The sequence below is a fragment of the Pseudomonas sp. NBRC 111139 genome (genome assembly GCF_001753955.1).
GTDB classification, from domain to species: Bacteria; Pseudomonadota; Gammaproteobacteria; order Pseudomonadales; family Pseudomonadaceae; genus Aquipseudomonas; species Aquipseudomonas alloputida.
The window spans coordinates 40589-61408 of record NZ_BCBP01000014.1 but is presented as its reverse complement, the minus strand read 5'-3'; the positions used below and the strand labels follow the sequence as shown (position 1 = coordinate 61408).

Sequence of the window (20820 nt, the reverse complement as noted above, 5' to 3'; positions counted from 1 at the left end):
CCGGGTTACTCGCGGCAATCAATGGATTGCAGGAGACAGGACATGAGTGCAGTGATCGACGACCACGCCCACGGCCATGACCATGCGCACGGCCCGGCCAAGGGCCTGATGCGCTGGGTGCTGACCACCAACCATAAAGACATCGGCACGATGTACCTGTGGTTCAGTTTCATCATGTTCCTGCTGGGTGGCTCGTTCGCCATGGTGATCCGCGCTGAGCTGTTCCAGCCGGGTTTGCAGATCGTGGAACCGGCGTTCTTCAACCAGATGACCACCATGCATGGCCTGATCATGGTGTTTGGCGCGGTGATGCCGGCCTTCGTCGGCCTGGCCAACTGGATGATTCCGCTGATGATCGGCGCGCCTGACATGGCCCTGCCACGGATGAACAACTTCAGCTTCTGGCTGCTGCCGGCGGCCTTCCTGCTGCTGGTCTCGACGCTGTTCAGCCCGGGCGGAGGGCCGAACTTTGGCTGGACGTTCTACGCACCGCTTTCCACCACCTATGCGCCAGCCAGTGTCACCTTCTTCATCTTCGCCATCCACCTGATGGGTATCAGCTCGATCATGGGGGCGATCAACGTGATTGCCACCATCCTCAACCTGCGTGCCCCCGGCATGACGCTGATGAAAATGCCACTGTTCGTCTGGACCTGGCTGATTACCGCGTTCCTGCTGATTGCGGTGATGCCAGTACTGGCCGGCGTGGTAACCATGATGCTGATGGATATCCACTTCGGTACCAGCTTTTTCAGTGCCGCAGGTGGCGGTGACCCGGTGCTGTTCCAGCATGTGTTCTGGTTCTTCGGTCACCCTGAGGTGTACATCATGATCCTGCCCGCCTTCGGTGCGGTCAGCTCGATCATCCCGGCGTTCTCGCGCAAGCCGCTGTTCGGTTATACCTCGATGGTGTATGCCACCGGCGCCATTGCCTTCCTGTCATTCATCGTCTGGGCCCACCATATGTTCGTGGTCGGCATCCCGGTGGTCGGCGAGTTGTTCTTCATGTACGCCACCATGCTGATTGCCGTGCCCACCGGGGTGAAGGTATTCAACTGGGTCAGCACCATGTGGGAAGGTTCGCTCACCTTCGAAACGCCGATGCTGTTCGCCATCGCCTTTGTCATCCTGTTCACCATCGGTGGTTTCTCCGGGTTGATGCTGGCGATCGCCCCGGCGGACTTCCAGTACCACGACACTTACTTCGTGGTGGCGCATTTCCATTACGTACTGGTGCCTGGTGCAATTTTCGGCATCTTTGCCTCGGCCTACTACTGGCTGCCGAAATGGACTGGCCACATGTACGACGAAACCCTCGGCAAACTGCACTTCTGGCTGTCGTTCATCGGCATGAACATGGCCTTCTTCCCCATGCACTTCGTAGGCTTGGCCGGCATGCCACGGCGCATCCCCGACTACAACCTGCAGTTCGCCGATTTCAACATGGTGTCGTCGATCGGCGCGTTCATGTTCGGCGCCACGCAGATCTTCTTCCTGTTCATTGTCATCAAGTGCATCCGCGGTGGCGCGCCGGCACCGGCCAAACCCTGGGATGGCGCCGAGGGCCTTGAGTGGTCGATACCCTCGCCTGCGCCCTACCACACCTTCCAGACACCCCCGGAAGTGAAATAGGAACCCGCCATGAACGGCCTGTCGGTGAAACGCCTGGTAACGCGCCTGTTGATGCTGACGGTGGTGATGTTCGCCTTCGGCTTCGCGCTGGTGCCGATCTACGACGTCATGTGCAAAGCGTTCGGTATCAACGGCAAGACCGGCGGCCAATACGAAGGTAGCCAGGTCAGTGACCCGACGCGTGCTGTGCGGGTGCAGTTCATGTCGACCAATGCCAGCGACATGGTCTGGGACTTCTACTCCACTGCCGACCAGCTGGAGGTCAACCCGGGCGCGGTGAACCAGATGATCTTCATTGCTCACAACCCGACCGACCGGCCGATGAGTGCGCAGGCAATACCCAGCATTACCCCGGCCGAGGCCGCGGCCTACTTCCACAAGACCGAGTGCTTCTGCTTTACCCAGCAGGTGCTGCAGCCCGGCGAACGCATCGAGATGCCGGTGCGCTTCATCGTCGACCGCGACCTGCCGGCCAGCGTGAAGCACCTGACACTGGCCTACACCTTGTTCGACATCACCGCTCGCCACCCGCCGGTCGCGCACGTTGCGGCGCAGGACGTCCAGGGCGCCCGTTAAGGGAAGGAGAACAGCAATGGCAAGTCATGAGCACTACTACGTTCCGGCGCAGAGCAAATGGCCGATCATCGCCACCATCGGCATGTTCATCACGGTATTCGGCCTGGGCACCTGGTTCAACGACATGAAGGCGGGCCACCCGGATTCGCACGGGCCGCTGATCTTCTTCGTGGGTGCGTTGTTTCTGGCCTACATGCTGTTCGGCTGGTTTGGGTCAGTGGTCAAGGAGAGCCGCGCCGGGTTGTACAGCCCGCAGCTGGATCGCTCGTTCCGCTGGGGCATGAGCTGGTTCATCTTCTCTGAAGTGATGTTCTTCCTGGCGTTCTTCGGCGCGCTGTTCTATGTCCGCGTACTGGCGGGGCCGTGGCTGGGAGGCGAAGGGGCCAAAGGTGTTGCGCACATGCTGTGGCCAACGTTCGAATTCACCTGGCCGCTACTGCACACCCCCGACCCCAAGCTGTTCCCGCCGCCCAAGGAAGTGATCGACCCGTGGCATCTGCCGCTGATCAACACCATCCTGCTGGTCAGTTCCAGTGTGACAATCACCATTGCCCACCACGCCTTGCGCCGTGACCACCGCGGGCCGCTGAAATTCTGGATGGCGCTGACCATTGTTCTGGGCATCAGCTTCATCGCGCTGCAGGCCTTCGAGTACCACGAGGCCTATACCAAGCTGGGGCTGACACTGGGCTCAGGGATCTACGGTGCGACGTTCTTCATGCTTACCGGGTTTCACGGTGCCCACGTGACATTGGGCACGATCATTCTGATTGTGATGTTCGTGCGTATTTTGCGCGGGCATTTCAACCCAGAAAAACACTTCGGCTTCGAGGCAGCCAGTTGGTACTGGCACTTCGTCGATGTGGTGTGGGTGGGGTTGTTCATCTTTGTCTATGTGTTGTGAATACGAAACCCTGTAGGGGTGGGTGAGCGCTTCAGAAAGGGGCGTGGGAGACCAGCTGACCGCTGATCAAGCCCCAGGCGACCAGGCCTATGGTCAAGGCTGCCAGGGTGACCCGTACGGTCAGGGCCTTGAGCAGGCGGGTCGAGTTTTCATCATCCTTGACCAGAAACACCAGGCCACTGAACAGACTGGCAATCGTGGCCAACAGCATCAGGACAATCGCGGCCTTGAGCATGGCGTTACTCCGGGGGGATGCGGTGATGTGGATAAGTATAGCGAGGCGCCCGTGAGGCCGTTTCGCCCAGGCTGGGTACCGACGCTGGTGGTGCTTGCACTGCTGCCAGGGTTGATTGCGCTTGGTTGCTGGCAACTCGGCCGTGCCGAGGAAAAGCGCGTGCTGCTGGCCACCTATGCGGAACGGCGGGTTGAAGCGCCGATCGCCACCGCCCAGCTCCTCTCGAAAGAAGACAACGCCTTCCGCCGTGTGCACCTGTATGGCCGCTTCGACGCCGAGCACAGCGTGCTGCTGGACAACCGCATGCGCGACGGAAAAGCCGGTGTCGAGCTGCTGCAGCCCTTCCACGACCAAGCCAGCGGCCTGTGGTTGCTGATCAATCGTGGCTGGCTGCCATGGCTGGACCGCCGGGTGCCGGTGCACTTCGAAACCCCTGCCGAGGCCTTGGCGCTGGATGCCTCTGTGTATGTCGCGCCCGGTAGCACCTTCCAGCTGCACCCGGACCCCATCGGTGGGCAATGGCCGCATCTGTTGACCGCTATCGATGCTGCGCTGCTATGGCAACAGCTTGATCGCGAAGGCTTCGCTCAGGAATTGCGCCTGGAGCCGGGCCCTGCGAGCTATCGCCTGGACTGGCCGGTTGTGGCCATGAGCCCCGAAAAACACGTGGGCTACGCCGTGCAGTGGTTTGCCCTGGCTACCGCTCTGGTTCTGCTCTACCTCTACTTCGGCTGGCACCAAAACAAGGAGAAACGCCATGGCCACCGCCACTCCACTGGACGTGCCTGAACGTAGCAAGCCCAGAGCCCGTGGGCGTTTGCAGCTGTTACTGATCCTGCTGGTGGTGCTTGGGCCGATGGTTCTGGCCACCAGTATGTACAAGCTCAAATTCTGGGTGCCGGAAGGCCGCAGCTACCATGGCGCCATGATTGGCAATGGGGAAAGCCGTGCCGATCTCGGCGTGGCGGGACAGGACGAGCGCTGGCAGTTGCTGGTCAGCGCGCCCCAGGCCTGCACCGAAGACTGTCAGCGCCTGGTGTACCTGGCTCGGCAGATTCAGGTCGGGCTGGGGCGTGATGCCAGCCGCGCCAGCCATGCGCTGGCCGCCGCCCAGCCGCTGAGCGCCGACTATCAGGCACTGCTTGGCCGCGAGTACCCGCAGTTGCAGCGCTACCCGCTGGATGCGCAACGTTATCAGCAGAAGGTTGTCGAGCCCGGCCCGCAGCTGTGGATCGTCGACCCGCACGGCAACCTGGTGCTGCGCTACGACGGCAAGGTCAACGGCAAGCATGTGCTGGATGACCTGCGCCACCTGCTCAAGCTGTCCAACATCGGCTAGGAGCCTGCCATGGCCAGACCTGGATTTCGCCTTGCTGTGTTCGCCACCCTGCTGGCACTGCTGGTCGTCCTGCTTGGTGCCTATACCCGCCTGACCCACGCAGGCCTCGGTTGCCCCGACTGGCCGGGGTGCTATGGCTTTATCAGCGTGCCCAAGACTGACGCGCAGTTGGCCCATGCCGAGCTGCACTTTCCGGAGCACCCGGTGGAAGCTGCCAAGGGCTGGGCGGAGATGGTCCACCGCTACTTTGCCGGTAGCCTGGCCGTGGTGATCGCCCTGCTCGCGTTCCAGGCAATGCGCCGGCATGCCCGCGATGGGCAGCCTTATCGCCTGCCGATGCTGCTACTGGGTGTGGTGTTGGCCCAGGCAGCCTTCGGAATGTGGACGGTCACCCTGAAGCTGTGGCCGCAGGTGGTCACGGCGCACTTGCTGGGTGGCTTTACCACGTTGAGCTTGCTGTTCCTGTTGTCTCTGCGTCTGTCCCGGGCTTTTGCGCCCTTGCCGAAACTGCCGCTGAGCCTGCGCCGGATCGCTGCACTGGCGCTGCTGGTGGTAATCGGCCAGATTGCCCTGGGCGGTTGGGTCAGCGCCAACTACGCAGCCGTGGCCTGCATCGACCTGCCGACCTGCCATGGCCAGTGGTGGCCAGCGGCGGATTTCAGCAACGGCTTCCACCTGACCCAGCACGTCGGCCCCAATTACCTTGGCGGGCAGTTGGACAGTGATGCGCGCACGGCCATCCACATCAGCCACAGGTTGGGCGCGCTGCTGGTGACCTGTGTGCTGTTGATGCTCAGCTGGAAGCTGCACCGCTGTGGTCTCCCCGGCCTGGCGCGGCTGGTGCTGCTGGCGCTGGCCTTGCAAGTGGGCCTGGGCATCAGCAACGTGGTGTTCCACCTGCCGCTGGCGGTGGCTGTTGCGCACAATGCCGGCGGGGCGATGCTGCTGCTGAGCATGGTGCTGGTGAACTACCGCATTCGAGTGGTCGACAAGGTTCGTATGGGTGTCGGTCATGGTTGGCGTCTGCGGCCGGTGGTCGGGGTGGGCATTTCCCATCACATGAGGAACGACTCGTGGCGACGCTTCTAAGCGTACGACGGGCCCGCTGGCGCGATTACCTTGAGCTGACCAAGCCCAAGGTGGTGGTGCTGATGCTGATCACCTCGCTGGCGGGCATGTTCCTGGCCACCCGGGCGGGCGTCAGCTGGAGCGTGCTGTTGTTCGGCAACCTGGGCATCGGCCTGTGCGCGGGTGGCGCAGCGGTGGTCAATCATGTGGTGGATCGGCGCATCGATGCGCTGATGGCACGCACCCACAAACGGCCTTTGGCCCAAGGCCGAGTCGAGCCCCTGCCGGCGCTGTTGTTCGCTTTGGCCCTGGCGCTGCTGGGCATGGTCCTGCTGCTGGTGTTCACCAACGCCCTCACCGCCTGGCTGACCCTGGCCTCATTACTCGGTTATGCGGTGCTCTACACCGGCTTTCTCAAGCGCGCCACGCCACAGAACATCGTCATCGGTGGCCTGGCCGGTGCCGCTCCGCCGTTGCTCGGCTGGGTGGCGGTAAGCGGCCATGTCAGCGCCGAACCCTTGCTGCTTGTGCTGATTATTTTCGCCTGGACCCCGCCGCATTTCTGGGCGCTGGCCATCCACCGCAAGGAGGAATACGCCAAGGCCGATATCCCGATGTTGCCGGTGACCCACGGCGAGCGCTACACCAAACTGCATATCCTGCTGTACACCCTGATCCTGCTGGCGGTGAGCCTGCTCCCGTATGCCATCCACATGAGTGGCCCGCTGTACCTGGCCTGTGCCCTGGGCTTGGGCCTGCGCTTCCTGCATTGGGCCTGGGTGTTGTACCGTAGCAGCCGGCCGCACGCGGCGATCGGCACCTTCAAGTACTCTATCGGCTACCTGTTCGCGCTGTTCATCGCGTTGCTCCTTGACCACTACCTGTTGCTGAGCCTATGACCCGAACCCAGAAAACCGTCTTCATCCTCGTTGCCCTGGTCGCGTTGATCCTGGGCCTGACCGTCAACAAGGTGCTTAATGGTCGTGACCAGCCCAACCCTGCCGAGCTGATTGATGCGGGCATCATCCTGCTGCCGCAGAGCCGCGCCGTGGCTGATGTCACCATGACCAACCAGGACGGCCAGCCGGTGCAGATGGATGACCTCAAGGGCAAATGGTCGCTGCTGTTCTTTGGCTACACCTACTGCCCGGACATCTGCCCGACCACCCTGGCCCAGTTGCGCCAGGTGAAGAGCGAGCTGCCCAAGGATGCCGTCGACCGGCTGCAGGTGGTGTTGGTGAGCGTGGACCCTAACCGCGACACGCCGAACCAGCTGAAGCAGTATCTGGGCTATTTCGACAAGGACTTTGTCGGCGTGGCGGGGTCGATCGAGGATACCCAGAAGCTGGCCAATGCCTTGAGCATTCCGTTCATTCCGGCGGATACCAGCAAGCCGGGGTATACCGTGGATCACAGCGGTAACCTGGCGATTGTCGGGCCGGATGGGCGACAGCGTGGGTTCATTCGGGCGCCGTTCAACAACCAGAAGCTGGGGGCGCAGTTGCCGGGGCTGGTCAAGCGGGATTGAGAGTGCTGGGCCTGCTGCGCAGGCCTTTCGCGACACAAGGCCACGGATCGGCGTACGCCTTACTTTGTGGGAGCGGCCTTGCGTCGCGAAAGGGCCGCAAAGCGGCCCCGGGGATGTTGGCTCAGAACGCCGGAACCACAGCGCCTTTGTACTTCTCGATGATGAACTGCTTCACCTCAGGCGAGTGCAGTGCAGCCGCCAGTTTCTTCATGTCGTCCGAGTCCTTGTTGTCCGGGCGGGCAACCAGGATGTTCACGTAAGGCGAGTCGCTGCCCTCGATGGCCAGCGCGTCTTTTTCCGGGTTCAGCTTGGCTTCCAGCGCGTAGTTGGTGTTGATCAGGGCAGCATCTACCTGGGTCAGCACACGCGGGATGGTGGCGGCTTCCAGCTCACGGAACTTCACGTTTTTCGGGTTTTCGGCAACATCCTTCACGGTCGACAGGATGTTCTTGTTGTCCTTGAGCTTGATCACGCCAGCCTTGTCCAGCAGCAGCAAGGCGCGGCCGCCGTTGGTGGCGTCGTTGGGGATGACCACGGTGGCGCCGGAGGACAGCTCGTCCAGCTTCTTGATCTTGGACGAATACACGCCCAGTGGCTCGATGTGCACGCCTGCCACGCTCACCAGCTGGGTACCCTTGGCCTTGTTGAACTCATCCAGGTAAGGCTGGTGCTGGAAGAAGTTGGCGTCCAGGCGCTTTTCGGCCACCTGCACGTTCGGCTGGATGTAGTCGGTGAATTCCTTGACCTTCAGCTCTACGCCTTCTTTCGCCAGTTGTGGTTTGACGAAGTTGAGGATCTCGGCGTGCGGCACCGGGGTGGCGGCGACGGTAAGGGTATCGGCCTGGGCCGAGAAGGCCGCGACAGCGGCAGCGACAGCAAGCAGCTTCTTCATTGATCACTCCTTGTGAGGGCCGCGACGGCCCCCGAACGGGTCGGCCTGGCCGACCCCATTGGGGTTATTTACGGGAAAAATGCACGACCAGTTTGTCGCCCACGCTCTGCAGTACTTGAACCAGTATCAGCAGCAGTACCACAGTCACTACCATCACATCGGTCTGGAAACGCTGGTAACCGAAGCGGATAGCCAGGTCACCAAGGCCACCGGCACCCACCACACCGGCCATGGCGGTGTAAGAAACCAGGGTGATGGCGGTTACGGTAATGGCCGCGAAGATGCCCGGACGGGCTTCCGGCAGCAGCGCACTGGTGATGATCTGGCGGGTGGTGGCGCCCATCGACTGGGTGGCTTCGATGATGCCGCGGTCCACTTCACGCAAGGCGGTTTCAACCAGGCGTGCAAAGAACGGCGTGGCACCCACTACCAGCGGCGGGATGGCGCCTGCAACGCCCAGCGAGGTACCGGTGATCAGCACGGTGAACGGGATCATCACGATCAGCAAAATGATGAATGGCAGCGAGCGCAGGATGTTGACCACCAGCGACAGCAGCGCATAGACGCCTTTCTGTTCGAACATCTGCTTTGGCCCGCAGAGGAACAGCAACACGCCCAGTGGCAGGCCTAGCAGCACGGTGAAGAACAGCGAGCCGAACAGCATGATCATGGTATCGACGGTGGCCAGCCAGATTTCGGCCCAGTCGACGTTGGCAAAGAAATTCAGGGCGTCCATCAACGCAGTACCTCCATATGTACGTCAGCTGCCTTGAAGCGGGCGAACGCCGCTTCCATGTCTCCGCCGATCAGGGCGAGAGTGAGCTGGCCATAGGGGACATCCTTGATGCGGTCGATACGCCCGGCGAGGATGCTGTAGTCGACACCGGTTTCGCGGGCCACGGTGCCCAGCAGCGGCGCGTAGGTGGCGTCGCCCTGGAAGGTCAGGCGTACGATGCGGCCTGGCACGTGGGCAAAGTCGTCGCGCTGCTCGCCTTCGTCGACCTGCTCGTCTTCCTGGACGAAGCGCTTGGTGGTGGGGTGCTGCGGGTGCAGAAACACCTCGGCCACCGAGCCTTGCTCGACGATCTGACCGGCGTCCATCACGGCCACGCGGTCGCAGACACGGCGGATCACGTCCATCTCGTGGGTAATCAGCACGATGGTCAGCTTCAGTTCACGGTTGATCTCGGCCAGCAGTTGCAGGACCGAGGCCGTGGTTTGCGGGTCGAGGGCACTGGTGGCCTCGTCGCATAGCAGAATCTTTGGGTTGGTGGACAGGGCGCGGGCGATGCCGACGCGCTGCTTCTGGCCGCCGGACAGCTGCGCCGGGTACTTCTTGGCGTGGTCCGACAGGCCAACGCGAGCCAGTAGCTCGGTGACACGCTTGTCGATTTCGCTGCGCGACAGCTCACCGGCCAGGGCCAGTGGCAGGGCGACGTTGTCGGCGACGGTCTTGGAAGCCAGCAGGTTGAAGTGCTGGAAAATCATCCCGACTTGCTGGCGGAAGCCGCGCAACTGGCTGGCGTTGAACGCGGTGACATCTTCGCCGTCGACGATGATCGTGCCGCCGGAGGGCTCCTCCAGGCGGTTGATCAGGCGCAGCATGGTGCTTTTGCCAGCGCCGGAATGGCCGATCAGGCCGAACACCTGGCCATCTTCGATGGTCAGGCTGGTCGGATTCAGTGCGGGGATTTCCCTACCGGCAACGCGGTAGGTTTTATGTACCTGTTGGAACTCGATCACGTAGCGAACCTTGTGGGGCGCATTGAAATTTGGGTCAGCGGTTAGCTGGGGTCGCGCATTTTAGCCTTTTCCCATAGCTGTTCTTAGCATTTATTTCGTCATGCACCAATCCATCGGGCATATCGCGACAACCGGTAATCCTGATTGAACGCTCGGCAACGCCCTCCAGTCACTACTTGCACAAGCCCTGAACGGGCACGCCTTAAGACTGATGAGGAGAGCCGATCATGCCCAGCAAGAAAACGGATGCGCCCAAGCACAGCGAGGCCGCCGGTACCCAGACCCCTGACAGGGCCAACACCAATGCCAAGCTGCAGAGCCTGGAGGCCGACCGTAGCGATGCGACCGGGCATGCGCTGCGAACCAACCAAGGCGTGCGCATTGCTGACAACCAGAACTCCCTCAAGGCGGGTGATCGCGGACCTTCGCTGCTTGAAGACTTCATCATGCGCGAGAAAATCACCCACTTCGACCATGAGCGTATCCCCGAGCGCATCGTGCACGCACGCGGTACCGGGGCACACGGGTTCTTCCAGAGCTACGGCAACCACGCTGAGCTGACCAAGGCCGGCTTCCTGCAAGATCCGGAAAAGATCACCCCGGTTTTTGTCCGCTTCTCGACGGTTCAGGGCCCACGCGGGTCTGGTGACACGGTGCGAGATGTACGGGGCTTTGCCGTCAAGTTCTATACAGATGAAGGCAATTTCGACTTGGTCGGCAACAACATGCCGGTGTTTTTCATCCAGGATGCCATCAAGTTCCCCGATTTTGTCCACGCGGTGAAGCCAGAGCCCCACAACGAGATACCGACCGGCGGTTCGGCTCACGACACCTTTTGGGATTTCGTCTCGCTGGTGCCGGAGTCGGCCCATATGGTCATGTGGGCCATGTCTGACCGCGCCATCCCGCGCAGCCTTCGAATGATGGAAGGCTTTGGCGTGCATACTTTCCGTCTGATCAATGCCAAGGGCGTGGCCAGCTTCGTCAAGTTTCATTGGAAACCACGCCAGGGCGTGCATTCCCTGCTGTGGGACGAAGCCCAGAAGCTGGCGGGCAAGGACACCGACTTCCAGCGCCGTGACCTATGGGAAGCCATCGAAACCGGTGACTACCCGGAATGGGAACTGGGCGTGCAGATTGTGCCTGAGGCTGACGAACACAAATTCGACTTCGACCTGTTGGACCCGACCAAGATCATCCCGGAGGAACTGGTACCCGTCACGCCGCTGGGCAAGATGGTGCTCAACCGCAACCCGGACAATTTCTTTGCCGAGGTCGAACAGGTGGCGTTCTGCCCAGGCCATATCGTGCCAGGTATCGACTTTACCAACGACCCGCTGCTGCAGGGCCGGCTGTTCTCGTACACCGATACCCAGATCAGCCGCCTGGGTGGGCCGAACTTCCACCAGATCCCGATCAACCGGCCGGTAGCGCCGAACCACAACAACCAGCGTGATGCCCTGCACCAGCACGTCGTGCACAAGGGCCGGGCTTCCTACGAGCCCAACTCGATTGATGGCGGCTGGCCGAAGGAAACCCCGCCTGCGGCGCAGGACGGCGGCTTCGAGAGCTATCAGGAGCGTGTCGATGCGCACAAGATTCGCCAGCGCAGTGAGTCGTTTGGCGATCACTTCTCGCAGGCTCGGCTGTTCTTCCAGAGCATGAGCCCGACCGAGCAACAGCACATCATCAAGGCTTACAGCTTCGAGTTGGGCAAAGTGGAGCGTGAACATATCCGCGCCCGGGAAGTGAATGAAATTCTCGCCAACATCGACCTGAAGCTGGCGGCGGCGGTTGCGGCCAACCTGGGCCTTCCTGCGCCGAAAGCGGGTACGGTGAAGGTGAAGGGTAGCCAGCTGACGCAATCGCCTGCGTTGAGCCAGATGAACCACCCAGGTTCGGTGGGTATCAAGGGGCGCAAGATTGCTGTGCTGGTGGCAGATGGCGTGGACGCTGCCAGCGTGGACAAACTGGTCAAGGCCCTGGAAGCGCACAGTGCCCGGCCGATGCTGCTGGGGCCGACCTCGGCGCCGGTGAAGGCGGCGGATGGCAAACAACTGCCGGTAGCGGCGTCGATGGAGGGGATGCCTTCGATCATGTTCGACGGGATTGTCGTGCCTGCGGGCAAGGCCTCTACGGATGCGCTGGCGGCTAGCGGATTGGCCAAGCACTTCGTGCTGGAGGGCTACAAGCACCTGAAGGCGCTGGTGCTGACCAAGGAATTGGCGAAAGCGTTGGGGCTCAAGGAGGACAAGGGGCTGCTGCTCGGGGATGAGCAGAAGGCAGTGGATGCCTTTGTCAAAGCGGTTGAAAGCCACCGGGTGTGGGAGCGGGAGGCGGCAGCTGAAGCTGTTCCTGCCTGATAAGGCCTTGTCGCGGGTAAACCCGCTCCTGATAGAGGAGCGGGTTTACCCGCGAAGCGTTTACTGCTGATGCGGGACCAGCACCACCTGTGCCGGCAGCGAGCGCTGAATCTCATGCTTCTGCTTCAGCTCGAACCCACTGTCAATCTTGCGCACGCGCTTTTCCAGCAAGGTCTTCAGCCAAGGTGCATCCTCGGTGCGCGGTACCTGGAATACCACTTCGCACTGGTAACTCACCACATCGGCGGCAATGTCGTCCAGTTGGCGGCGCAGAACGCGGCTGTCAGTGGTCTTCAAGGCCACCACGGTACTGGGCGCTGTCGGGTCGATGATGCGTGCCTTGGGCTTGGCTTCGGCGGCTTTCAGCGCAGCTTCAGCCTTTTCCAGTTCGGCCTTGCGGGCCTGGGTCACGGCATCCCCGCCGGTCACCGCTGGCGCCTGCGGCATCAGTGCCCGGGCACGAGCCAGCGCGGTAGCTGCCGCGTTTACATCGCCCTTCTGCAGAACGATCTGGCTACGTTGCAGGTAAGCTTCGGCCAGTTGGCGCTGGTATTGCTCCAGGCGTGCATCATCCGGCGACTGGGCCTGCAGTGCAGCAAGCTGGTCTTCGGCGGTAGCCAGCTCATTGCTGGCGATGTTCTGTTGCAACTGCTGCCAGGCATCTGCTTGAGCAGGTGCGGTGGCCTGTTCGACCGGCGCATTGGAACAGGCAGCCAGGATCAGGGAAAACGCGGCAACAAGCAGATAACGGGAGGCGAACGGCTTCATTCCTGCGACTCTCTATTTGCGCAAAAAGCGAGCAAGTCTACACCCAGGTGCGCACGCTCGAAAATAGGCCTTACAGACCCTTTACGGGCCGAAGGTTGCAAGGCGTGCCTGCACACGCCTTGCTTTTCAGCGTTTTGGCAGAGCCAGGCTCAGCAAGAATAGCACCGCGGCGCAGACCACGATCGAGGGCCCGGCGGGGGTGTCCTTGAACCAGGACATGGCCAGGCCGCCGCAGACTGCGGTGACACCCAGCAGGCTGGCACCCAGGGCCATCTGCTCTGGTGAGCGGGCGTGACGCTGTGCCGCAGCGGCAGGAATGATCAGCAGTGAGGTAATCAGCAACACGCCAACGATTTTCATGGCAACCGCAATCACCACCGCGATCAGCAGCATCAGCGCCATGCGCAAGCCGGCCACGGGCAGGCCTTCTACCACGGCCAGTTCTTCGTGCACGGTAACCGCCAGCAGCGGCCGCCACAGCACAGCGAGCAGCAGCAGAACCAGTGCACTGCCGCCGAGGATCCAGGCCAGGTCGGTGGTGCTGATGGCCAGCAGATCGCCGAACAGGTAAGCCATCAGGTCAATGCGCACATCGTGCATGAAGCTCAGCACCACCAGGCCCAGCGACAAGGTGCTGGGGGCCAGGATACCCAGGAGGGTGTCGGAGGCCAGCGGCTGGCGTTGCTGCAATGTCACCAGCAGAATCGCCAGCAACAGGCAGCCCACGGTTACCGCCAGCGCCGGGCTGACATCCAGGGCAAAGCCCAGGGCCACACCGAGCAGCGCGGCGTGAGACAGGGTGTCGCCAAAATAGGCCATGCGCCGCCATACCACGAAGGAGCCCAGTGGGCCTGCAACCAGTGCCAGGGACAAGCCGGCAAGCAAGGCGTAGAGAAGAAAATCAGCCATGCTTGCAGTGCTCTCCGTGAACATGGGTGCCAGGGGCGACCACCGAGCCATGCAGGTCGTGGCTGTGGTCGTGATGGTGGTGGTAGATGGCCAGGCTCGGTGCGGTCTTGCCGAACAGCTCGACGAACGCCGGATCACCGCTGACTTGCTCAGGGTGACCCGAGCAGCACACGTGGCGGTTCAGGCACACCACCTGGTCGGTAGCGCTCATGACCAGGTGCAGGTCGTGGGACACCATCAGTACGCCGCAGCCGTGGCGGTCGCGCAGGCGGGTGATGAGGTTGTAAAGCTCGGTCTGGCCGACCACGTCCACACCTTGTACCGGTTCGTCGAGCACCAGCAACTGGGGTTCGCGCAGCAAGGCGCGGGCCAGCAGCACGCGTTGCATTTCGCCGCCGGAAATAGTCTGGATCGGGCTGTCGATGACGTGCTCGGCGCCCACTTCCTGCAGCGCCGACAAGGCTGCCGCGCGGTCTACGCCGGGCACCAGGCGCAAGAAGCGCAGCACCGACAGCGGCAGCGTGGCATCAACCTGAATTTTCTGCGGCATGTAGCCAATGCGCAGCTTGGGTTTGCGCCATACCTTGCCGCGATGTGGCTTGAGCAGGCCAAGTACGGCGCGCACCAGGGTCGTCTTGCCCGCCCCGTTAGGGCCAATCAGGGTGACGATCTGGCCTGGGGCGACCGACAGGTCGATGCTGTCGAGCACCGCCTCACCGCCAAAGGTGACGCCGACCTGCTCCAGGCGAATCAGGGCGTCGCTCATGCCGCGCTCCGGCAGTTACCGCACAGGCCGACCACTTCCACGGTCTGGGTCTCGACCGTGAAACTCACGCCTTTGGCGCTGTTGATGATGGCCTCGCTGATGCTGCTCTGCTCGAGCTCGATGGCCACATGGCAGGCCCGACAGATCAGGAACTGGCCTTGGTGCACGTGCTCGGGGTGGCTGCAGCCGATGAAGGCGTTGAGCGATGCGATGCGATGTACCAGGCCGTTTTCCAGCAGGAAGTCCAGCGCACGGTACACCGTGGGCGGCGCGGCGCGGCGGCCGTCCTGCTCACTGAGCACAGCGAGGATGTCGTAGGCGCCCAGTGGCTTGTGGCTCTGCCACACCAGCTCCAGCACACGGCGGCGCAGGGCTGTCAGGCGCAGGCCCTGGCGGGTGCACAAGGCGTCGGCTTCAGCCAGTGCGCTGTGTACGCAATGGGAGTGGTCGTGAGGACGGTTGGCCAGCGGTGTGATGGACATGGGCAGCGACGGTTCTGGACAGAGACGTTATTATGTTACCTGTTTCTGAAGATTCGAGTATCCACCGTGTCCCGATTCCTGGCTCTGTTTGTCGCTTTCATCGCATTATCCGCGCAGGCCGACGTGCGTGTGCTCACCAGTATCAAGCCCCTGCAGCAGATTGCCGCTGCCGTGCAGGAGGGTGTTGGCAGCCCTGACGTGCTGCTGCCGCCCGGCGCTTCACCCCACCACTATGCGCTGCGCCCCTCGGACGTGCGGCGGGTAGGCGATGCCGACCTGCTTTACTGGATCGGCCCTGACATGGAGAACTTCCTTCCGCGTGTGCTGGGAAGCCGCAGCAAGGCCACAGTGGCTGTGCAGTCGCTGCCGGGCATGAAGCTGCGCCACTTTGGCGAGGACAGCCACTCCCATGAGGAAGCAGACCATGACGATCATGACCACGATCACCGCCCAGGCAGCCTGGATGCGCATTTGTGGCTATCGTCGGTCAATGCGCGAGTAATCGCGGCAAAAATGGCAGCTGACCTGGCCCAGGTCGACCCGGCCAATGCGGCTCGCTATCAGAGCAACCTGAAGGCCTTCGATGAACGCCTGGATGCGTTGGATGGGCGTATCAAGGCGCGCGTGGCCGGTATTGCCGGCAAGCCGTACTTCGTCTTCCACGAAGCCTTCGACTATTTTGAAGCTGAATATGGCTTGAAGCACGCGGGCGTGTTCAGCGTGGCATCCGAGGTGCAGCCTGGGGCGCAACATGTGGCGGCCATGCGCAAGCGTCTTCAGGAAGTGGGCAAGACCTGCGTGTTCAGCGAGCCGCCACTGCGGCCGCGATTGGCCGAGACGCTGACTGCCGGGTTGCCGGTGCGCCTGGCCGAGCTGGATGCCTTGGGTGGCACCGATCCGGTGGATGGCAAAGGGTATGAGCGCTTGCTGGAGAAGCTGGGCGGTGACCTGGCAGGCTGCCTGGAACAGCTGTAAGCCTGTACCGGCCCCTTCGCGGGTGAATCCGTGCCCACAGGTACTGCGCAGGCCTCAAGGCCGTCGCTATCCCTGTGGGAGCGGGTTCACCCGCGAAGAAGCAGACGCGGTCTACAGCGCGAACGGCAGGTGCAAAGCCACCTGCTGGCGCTGCGCCAGACGTACTTCAAACTCGCTCGGATCGTGGATCATCACATCCATCCCGGCAAACGATTCGGCGGCAATCAGGCGCGACAGCCAGAAACGTACGCAGCCTACCCTCAACATTTCCGGCCACAGCTCGGCTTCGGCTGCAGTGAACGGCCGCAGCGCCGCATAGGCTGCCAGCAGTGCCTGGGCGCGTGGTACATCCACCGCTCCCTGCTCATCCAGGCACCAGTCGTTCACGGTGATGGCAATGTCATACAGCATCGGCCCGGAGCAGGCATTGTAGAAGTCGATCACACCGGTCAGGTGGGTGCCTTCGAACATCACGTTGTCGCGGAACAGGTCGGCATGCAGGTTGGCCCGCGGCAAGGCCAGGATCTGCGCCTTATGTGCGCTGATTTCGTCCAGCGCCGGCTGCAGCAATGCGGCTTGCTCCGCAGTCAGGCGTGGCAGTAGCTCGGCACCCGAGGCCAGCATCCAGTCCAGGCCGCGGTCGGTGCGGCGCTCGATGATGTGCTCTCGGGTGGCCAGGTGAATGTGTGCCAGTAGCTCGCCGACCTGGGCGCAGTGCTGGTTGTTGGGTGCCTTGATGTGTTTGCCCGACAGCCTGGGCTGCAGCAATGCCGGCTTGCCGCACAGCTCGCGCAGGCCGTTGCCGTCGCGATCACGAATGGCATAGGGCACCGGCATGTCGGCACCGTGCAGGGTATCGAGCAGCTTGATGAAGAACGGCATGTCCTCGCTGGGCCCACGCTCGATCAGCGTCAGGACGAACTCCCCCTGTTCGAGGCTGACGAAGAAATTGCTGTTCTCGGTACCGGCGGCAATGCCCTGGAAGTCGAGCAGACGGCCCAGCTCGTACGGCGCCAGAAAGGTTTCCAGCTCAGGCCGGGTCACGGGGGTGAAGACTGACATGATGAAAAAATGCCCATACGGGCACTTCCGCCGGGAAGTGCCGGGTTGATGTGAACGGTGCGCGTCAGCTTACCACTCGAAGATCTTCCAGGACGGAATCAGCATGTCCGGCTGGTCGGATCGAATGAAATTGGCATCAGTGCCATCAGCGCGTACCAGGAAGTAAGGCTTGCCGTTTTTCGGCGTGATCTTGATCGCATACAGGAAGCCGTTTTGCCGGTATTCCTGGATGGTTTTATCGCCTTCCGTGCGAATGGTCACCTCGGGATCGGCCGAGGGGGCGTCGTCCGCCGCCAGGGTGACGACAGGCGTGGTTGCCAACAGGCCGAGCAGTAACAGGCGATTGAGTGTGCGCATGATAACCTAGTCCCTTTGTCGTCAATGATTCTGGCTATTCTAGCGCCGGACCCGTCGAAAAGGTTGATTCTGCTCATGAGCCAAGCGCCCCTCGTCCTGGTGGACGGTTCCTCCTACCTTTATCGCGCCTTCCACGCGCTGCCACCGCTGACCACGTCCAAGGGCATGCCGACCGGTGCGGTGAAGGGTGTGCTGAACATGCTCAAGAGCCTGCGCAAGCAATATCCCGACAGCCTGTTCGCCGTGGTGTTCGACGCCAAGGGCGGCACTTTCCGCGATGCCATGTTCGCTGAGTACAAGGCCAACCGCCCCAGCATGCCGGATGACCTGCGGGTACAGATCGAGCCGCTGCACGCCAGCGTCAAGGCGCTGGGCTACCCGCTGCTGTGCGTGGAGGGTGTCGAGGCTGACGACGTGATCGGCACCTTGGCGCGCAGCAGCGCCGCCCTGGGTCGCCCGGTGATCATCTCGACCGGTGACAAGGACATGGCGCAGCTGGTGGACGGGCACATTACCTTGGTCAACACCATGACCGGAAGCGTGCTGGACGTGGCTGGCGTGCACGAGAAGTTCGGCGTCGGCCCGGAACACATCATCGACTTCCTGGCCCTGATGGGTGACAAGGTCGACAACATCCCGGGCGTGCCGGGCGTGGGCGAAAAAACGGCGGTGGGGCTGCTGACCGGCATCGGCGGCGGTCTCAGCGACCTTTACGCCAACCTGGACAAGGTACCAACGCTGGCCATTCGCGGCGCCAAGACCTTGCCGGCCAAGCTGGAGGAGCACCGCGACGCGGCATTCCTGTCCTACGAGCTGGCCACCATCAAGGTTGACGTGCCGCTGGATGTCGAGGTCGAGGCGCTGGTGTGCGGTGAACCTGACCGCGAGGCGTTGCTGGCGTTGTACACCGAGATGGAGTTCAAGAGCTGGGTCGCCGAAGTGCAGCGCGATGCCGCCAAGGCCGGTGATGATGTTGCCCCGGCCGTGGAGCCTGCGGCCAAGGTCGAGCCCAAATACGAAACCATTCTCGACCAGGCCCGTTTCGACGCCTGGCTGGAGAAGCTGCGCCAGGCACCGCTGTTCGCCTTCGACACCGAGACCACCGGCCTGGACGCCCAGCAGGCGCAGTTGGTCGGCCTGTCCTTCGCTGTCGAGCCGCACGAAGCGGCCTATGTGCCGCTGGCCCACGATTATGAAGGCGCGCCGGTCCAGCTGGATCGCGAGGCCGTGCTGTTGGCGCTGAAGCCCTTGCTGGAGGACCCGGCCAAGGCCAAGGTCGGGCAGAACGCCAAGTACGACATCAACATCCTCGCCAATGGCTCTCCCGCCATCGAGATGCGCGGCGTGGCCTATGACACCATGCTCGAGTCGTACGTGCTGAACTCCACGGCCACCCGTCATGACATGGACAGCCTGGCGCAGAAGTACCTCGACCACACCACGATCGCCTTCGAGGACATCGCCGGCAAGGGTGCCAAGCAGCTTACCTTCAACCAGATCACCCTGGACAAGGCCGGCCCCTACGCCGCCGAAGACGCCGACATCACGCTGCGCCTGCACCATGCATTGCAGGCCCGCCTGGCACAGACGCCGAGCGTGCAACCGGTGCTGACGGATATCGAGATGCCGCTGGTGCCGGTGCTGGCCAGGATCGAGCGCCAGGGTGCGTTGGTCGATGCCGAGCTGTTGAAAGTACAGAGCGGTGAGCTGGGCGTGAAGATGGCTGAGCTGGAGCTGCGTGCCTACGAGCTCGCCGGTGAGACGTTCAACCTCGGCTCGCCCAAGCAGCTGGGCACGATTCTTTACGACAAGCTGGGCATGCCGGTGCTGAGCAAGACCGCCAAGGGCCAGCCATCCACCGCCGAAGCAGTGCTCGACGAACTGGCCGAACAAGGCTACCCGCTGCCAGAGGTGCTGATGCAGTACCGCAGCCTGAGTAAGCTCAAGAGCACCTACACCGACAAGTTACCGGGGCAGATCAACCCGCGCACCGGGCGCATCCACACGTCCTACCAGCAGGCGGTGGCGGCCACCGGCCGGTTGTCGTCGAGCGACCCGAACCTGCAGAACATTCCGATCCGCACCGCTGAAGGGCGGCGTATTCGCCAGGCGTTCATCGCCAGTCCGGGCTACAAGCTTCTGGCGGCGGACTATTCACAGATCGAGCTGCGCATCATGGCCCACCTGGCCAAGGACGAAGGCTTGCTGCATGCCTTCCGCAATGACCTGGACGTGCACCGCGCCACGGCAGCCGAAGTGTTCGGTGTGGCTCTGGAAGACGTGACCACCGACCAGCGCCGCAGCGCCAAGGCCATCAACTTCGGCCTGATTTACGGCATGAGCGCCTTTGGCCTGGCCAAGCAGATCGGCGTCGACCGCAAGCAGTCACAGGACTACATCGACCGTTATTTTGCCCGCTACCCGGGCGTGCTGGCCTATATGGAGCGCACCCGCGCCCAGGCGGCCGAGCAAGGCTTTGTCGAAACCCTGTTTGGCCGCCGGCTGTACTTGCCAGACATCAATGCCAAGAACCCTGCCCTGCGCAAGGGCGCCGAGCGCACGGCGATCAACGCCCCGATGCAGGGTACTGCGGCCGACATCATCAAGCGGGCCATGGTCAAAGTAGATAACTGGTTGAGCGAGAGCGGGCTGGATGCCCGGGTGATCCTTCAGGTGCACGACGAACTGGTGCTTGAGGTACGCGAGGACCTGGTGGAGCAGGTGAAAGATGAAATTCGCCAGCACATGAGCCAGGCCGCGCAGCTGGATGTGCCGCTGCTTGTCGAAGCAGGCGTTGGTGCGAATTGGGACGAAGCTCACTGATTGAGCAGGTAAAACTGTGTAGGATCTGCGGCGTAGTGACGCGGATCCGAGCACCGCTCAGTGCTGTGGGTGCTTAAGTTTCATGAAACTATCGCAAATAGTTTTGTGGGCTTCGGAACTAAACCGGTGAAGCGGAACTCAGAGTAACTGAATGGCTGGTGAAGCCCTTCGATGCTCCTATGTTGTGTTAAGTGTTGGCAGATATCTGGACCCCGCCCTAGCGGTCCGGACTTGGACCCCGAACTTCCCCCTCCCCATACGAAGTCCGGGGTTTTTTTTGCCCGGAATTTGCCGGATGGCTTGTACTGAGCCTCCGTAGGCGCGGGTTTACCCGCGAATGCGCTGTCGAATTCACCGCTGCATTCGCGGGTAAGCCCGCGCCTACAAGGGCCTGCGCC

General features: G+C 62.2%; 21 protein-coding genes. 11 read left to right on the top strand and 10 right to left on the bottom strand.

The features are described 5' to 3' along the window. The first annotated feature begins 42 nt into the window (after nucleotides 1-42). The 3 genes from ctaD to BJQ17_RS00360 are packed head-to-tail and all read left to right on the top strand — an operon-like array spanning nucleotide 43 to nucleotide 3112. Nucleotides 43-1632: a cytochrome c oxidase subunit I gene (ctaD, locus tag BJQ17_RS00370; RefSeq protein ID WP_003253037.1), complete on the top strand. Its 1590-nt coding sequence runs from the start codon at nucleotides 43-45 to the stop codon at nucleotides 1630-1632. Between the two features lie 9 nt (nucleotides 1633-1641). Next, nucleotides 1642-2208 carry a cytochrome c oxidase assembly protein gene (locus BJQ17_RS00365; RefSeq protein ID WP_003253035.1) on the top strand — a complete coding sequence of 189 codons (567 nt, stop codon included), beginning with the start codon at nucleotides 1642-1644 and terminating at the stop codon, nucleotides 2206-2208. A gap of 16 nt (nucleotides 2209-2224) precedes the next feature. Then, nucleotides 2225-3112: a cytochrome c oxidase subunit 3 gene (locus BJQ17_RS00360; RefSeq protein ID WP_003253033.1), complete on the top strand. Its 888-nt coding sequence runs from the start codon at nucleotides 2225-2227 to the stop codon at nucleotides 3110-3112. Between the two features lie 31 nt (nucleotides 3113-3143). On the opposite strand, the gene BJQ17_RS00355 is transcribed toward BJQ17_RS00360, so the two are convergent. Continuing rightward, nucleotides 3144-3347 carry a twin transmembrane helix small protein gene (locus BJQ17_RS00355; RefSeq protein WP_003253030.1) on the bottom strand — a complete coding sequence of 68 codons (204 nt, stop codon included), beginning with the start codon at nucleotides 3345-3347 and terminating at the stop codon, nucleotides 3144-3146. A 51-nt stretch (nucleotides 3348-3398) separates the two neighbouring features. Between BJQ17_RS00355 and BJQ17_RS00350 the strand changes: the two genes are divergently transcribed. The 5 genes from BJQ17_RS00350 to BJQ17_RS00330 are packed head-to-tail and all read left to right on the top strand — an operon-like array spanning nucleotide 3399 to nucleotide 7282. Next, nucleotides 3399-4136: an SURF1 family protein gene (locus BJQ17_RS00350; protein ID WP_070095347.1), complete on the top strand. Its 738-nt coding sequence runs from the start codon at nucleotides 3399-3401 to the stop codon at nucleotides 4134-4136. Further along, a complete protein-coding gene (locus tag BJQ17_RS00345) occupies nucleotides 4105-4686 on the top strand; it encodes a hypothetical protein (RefSeq protein WP_003253026.1) in 582 nt (193 codons plus the stop codon). The genes BJQ17_RS00350 and BJQ17_RS00345 overlap by 32 nt, the downstream gene beginning before the upstream one ends. A 9-nt stretch (nucleotides 4687-4695) precedes the next feature. After that, complete coding sequence (locus BJQ17_RS00340; RefSeq protein ID WP_070095346.1) at nucleotides 4696-5775, top strand: heme A synthase; 1080 nt, start codon at nucleotides 4696-4698, stop codon at nucleotides 5773-5775. Continuing rightward, nucleotides 5760-6653, top strand: a complete 894-nt coding sequence (gene cyoE / locus BJQ17_RS00335; RefSeq protein ID WP_004575259.1) for a heme o synthase — start codon at nucleotides 5760-5762, stop codon at nucleotides 6651-6653. The genes BJQ17_RS00340 and cyoE overlap by 16 nt, the downstream gene beginning before the upstream one ends. After that, on the top strand, nucleotides 6650-7282 hold the full coding sequence (locus tag BJQ17_RS00330) for an SCO family protein (RefSeq protein ID WP_003253019.1): 633 nt from the start codon (nucleotides 6650-6652) through the stop codon (nucleotides 7280-7282). Before cyoE ends, BJQ17_RS00330 begins: the two co-directional genes overlap by 4 nt. 121 nt (nucleotides 7283-7403) lie before the next feature. Here the strand turns inward: BJQ17_RS00330 and BJQ17_RS00325 are convergent, their stop codons facing one another. From BJQ17_RS00325 to BJQ17_RS00315, 3 genes are all read right to left on the bottom strand, one after another. After that, nucleotides 7404-8174, bottom strand: a complete 771-nt coding sequence (locus tag BJQ17_RS00325) for a MetQ/NlpA family ABC transporter substrate-binding protein (protein WP_003253017.1) — start codon at nucleotides 8172-8174, stop codon at nucleotides 7404-7406. A gap of 64 nt (nucleotides 8175-8238) precedes the next feature. Beyond that, nucleotides 8239-8910 (bottom strand): methionine ABC transporter permease, encoded by a 672-nt coding sequence (locus tag BJQ17_RS00320; protein ID WP_003253016.1) that lies wholly within the window; start codon nucleotides 8908-8910, stop codon nucleotides 8239-8241. Then, complete coding sequence (locus tag BJQ17_RS00315; RefSeq protein ID WP_003253013.1) at nucleotides 8910-9917, bottom strand: methionine ABC transporter ATP-binding protein; 1008 nt, start codon at nucleotides 9915-9917, stop codon at nucleotides 8910-8912. Before BJQ17_RS00315 ends, BJQ17_RS00320 begins: the two co-directional genes overlap by 1 nt. 227 nt (nucleotides 9918-10144) lie before the next feature. On the opposite strand from BJQ17_RS00315, the gene katE reads away from it, so the two are divergent. Beyond that, a complete protein-coding gene (gene katE / locus BJQ17_RS00310) occupies nucleotides 10145-12280 on the top strand; it encodes a catalase HPII (RefSeq protein ID WP_070095345.1) in 2136 nt (711 codons plus the stop codon). Nucleotides 12281-12340: 60 nt separating this feature from the next. On the opposite strand, the gene BJQ17_RS00305 is transcribed toward katE, so the two are convergent. The 4 genes from BJQ17_RS00305 to zur form a co-directional block, all read right to left on the bottom strand. Continuing rightward, nucleotides 12341-13048: a PA5502 family lipoprotein gene (locus BJQ17_RS00305; protein WP_070095344.1), complete on the bottom strand. Its 708-nt coding sequence runs from the start codon at nucleotides 13046-13048 to the stop codon at nucleotides 12341-12343. A gap of 126 nt (nucleotides 13049-13174) precedes the next feature. After that, nucleotides 13175-13957, bottom strand: coding sequence for a zinc ABC transporter permease subunit ZnuB (znuB, locus tag BJQ17_RS00300; RefSeq protein ID WP_070095343.1), 783 nt, complete (start codon nucleotides 13955-13957; stop codon nucleotides 13175-13177). Continuing rightward, complete coding sequence (gene znuC / locus BJQ17_RS00295) at nucleotides 13950-14723, bottom strand: zinc ABC transporter ATP-binding protein ZnuC (protein ID WP_004575254.1); 774 nt, start codon at nucleotides 14721-14723, stop codon at nucleotides 13950-13952. The genes znuB and znuC overlap by 8 nt, the downstream gene beginning before the upstream one ends. After that, a complete protein-coding gene (zur, locus tag BJQ17_RS00290; protein WP_004575253.1) occupies nucleotides 14720-15205 on the bottom strand; it encodes a zinc uptake transcriptional repressor Zur in 486 nt (161 codons plus the stop codon). Before zur ends, znuC begins: the two co-directional genes overlap by 4 nt. Nucleotides 15206-15271: 66 nt before the next feature. Here zur and BJQ17_RS00285 point away from each other — a divergent pair, with 66 nt between their 5' ends. Then, nucleotides 15272-16180: a zinc ABC transporter substrate-binding protein gene (locus tag BJQ17_RS00285; RefSeq protein ID WP_003253000.1), complete on the top strand. Its 909-nt coding sequence runs from the start codon at nucleotides 15272-15274 to the stop codon at nucleotides 16178-16180. 111 nt (nucleotides 16181-16291) lie between these two features. Here the strand turns inward: BJQ17_RS00285 and BJQ17_RS00280 are convergent, their stop codons facing one another. Beyond that, entirely contained in the window at nucleotides 16292-17242 is a 951-nt protein-coding gene (locus BJQ17_RS00280) for a homoserine kinase (RefSeq protein WP_070095342.1), read from the bottom strand. 69 nt (nucleotides 17243-17311) lie between these two features. Next, complete coding sequence (locus BJQ17_RS00275; RefSeq protein WP_003252997.1) at nucleotides 17312-17599, bottom strand: DUF2782 domain-containing protein; 288 nt, start codon at nucleotides 17597-17599, stop codon at nucleotides 17312-17314. 75 nt (nucleotides 17600-17674) lie between these two features. On the opposite strand from BJQ17_RS00275, the gene polA reads away from it, so the two are divergent. Continuing rightward, nucleotides 17675-20422, top strand: a complete 2748-nt coding sequence (gene polA / locus BJQ17_RS00270; RefSeq protein ID WP_070095341.1) for a DNA polymerase I — start codon at nucleotides 17675-17677, stop codon at nucleotides 20420-20422. The last annotated feature ends 398 nt before the right edge of the window (nucleotides 20423-20820 follow it).

What these genes read in the sequence shown, in the direction of transcription:
- BJQ17_RS00345 (WP_003253026.1), top strand. Translation starts at nt 4,105, where the DNA reads ATGGCCACCGCCACTCCACTGGACGTGCCTGAACGTAGCAAGCCCAGA.
- BJQ17_RS00355 (WP_003253030.1), bottom strand. Translation starts at nt 3,347, where the DNA reads ATGCTCAAGGCCGCGATTGTCCTGATGCTGTTGGCCACGATTGCCAGT.
- znuC (WP_004575254.1), bottom strand. Translation starts at nt 14,723, where the DNA reads ATGAGCGACGCCCTGATTCGCCTGGAGCAGGTCGGCGTCACCTTTGGC.
- katE (WP_070095345.1), top strand. Translation starts at nt 10,145, where the DNA reads ATGCCCAGCAAGAAAACGGATGCGCCCAAGCACAGCGAGGCCGCCGGT.
- BJQ17_RS00280 (WP_070095342.1), bottom strand. Translation starts at nt 17,242, where the DNA reads ATGTCAGTCTTCACCCCCGTGACCCGGCCTGAGCTGGAAACCTTTCTG.
- ctaD (WP_003253037.1), top strand. Translation starts at nt 43, where the DNA reads ATGAGTGCAGTGATCGACGACCACGCCCACGGCCATGACCATGCGCAC.
- BJQ17_RS00325 (WP_003253017.1), bottom strand. Translation starts at nt 8,174, where the DNA reads ATGAAGAAGCTGCTTGCTGTCGCTGCCGCTGTCGCGGCCTTCTCGGCC.
- zur (WP_004575253.1), bottom strand. Translation starts at nt 15,205, where the DNA reads ATGTCCATCACACCGCTGGCCAACCGTCCTCACGACCACTCCCATTGC.
- polA (WP_070095341.1), top strand. Translation starts at nt 17,675, where the DNA reads ATGAGCCAAGCGCCCCTCGTCCTGGTGGACGGTTCCTCCTACCTTTAT.
- znuB (WP_070095343.1), bottom strand. Translation starts at nt 13,957, where the DNA reads ATGGCTGATTTTCTTCTCTACGCCTTGCTTGCCGGCTTGTCCCTGGCA.
- BJQ17_RS00340 (WP_070095346.1), top strand. Translation starts at nt 4,696, where the DNA reads ATGGCCAGACCTGGATTTCGCCTTGCTGTGTTCGCCACCCTGCTGGCA.
- BJQ17_RS00365 (WP_003253035.1), top strand. Translation starts at nt 1,642, where the DNA reads ATGAACGGCCTGTCGGTGAAACGCCTGGTAACGCGCCTGTTGATGCTG.
- BJQ17_RS00330 (WP_003253019.1), top strand. Translation starts at nt 6,650, where the DNA reads ATGACCCGAACCCAGAAAACCGTCTTCATCCTCGTTGCCCTGGTCGCG.
- BJQ17_RS00305 (WP_070095344.1), bottom strand. Translation starts at nt 13,048, where the DNA reads ATGAAGCCGTTCGCCTCCCGTTATCTGCTTGTTGCCGCGTTTTCCCTG.
- BJQ17_RS00275 (WP_003252997.1), bottom strand. Translation starts at nt 17,599, where the DNA reads ATGCGCACACTCAATCGCCTGTTACTGCTCGGCCTGTTGGCAACCACG.
- BJQ17_RS00320 (WP_003253016.1), bottom strand. Translation starts at nt 8,910, where the DNA reads ATGGACGCCCTGAATTTCTTTGCCAACGTCGACTGGGCCGAAATCTGG.
- BJQ17_RS00360 (WP_003253033.1), top strand. Translation starts at nt 2,225, where the DNA reads ATGGCAAGTCATGAGCACTACTACGTTCCGGCGCAGAGCAAATGGCCG.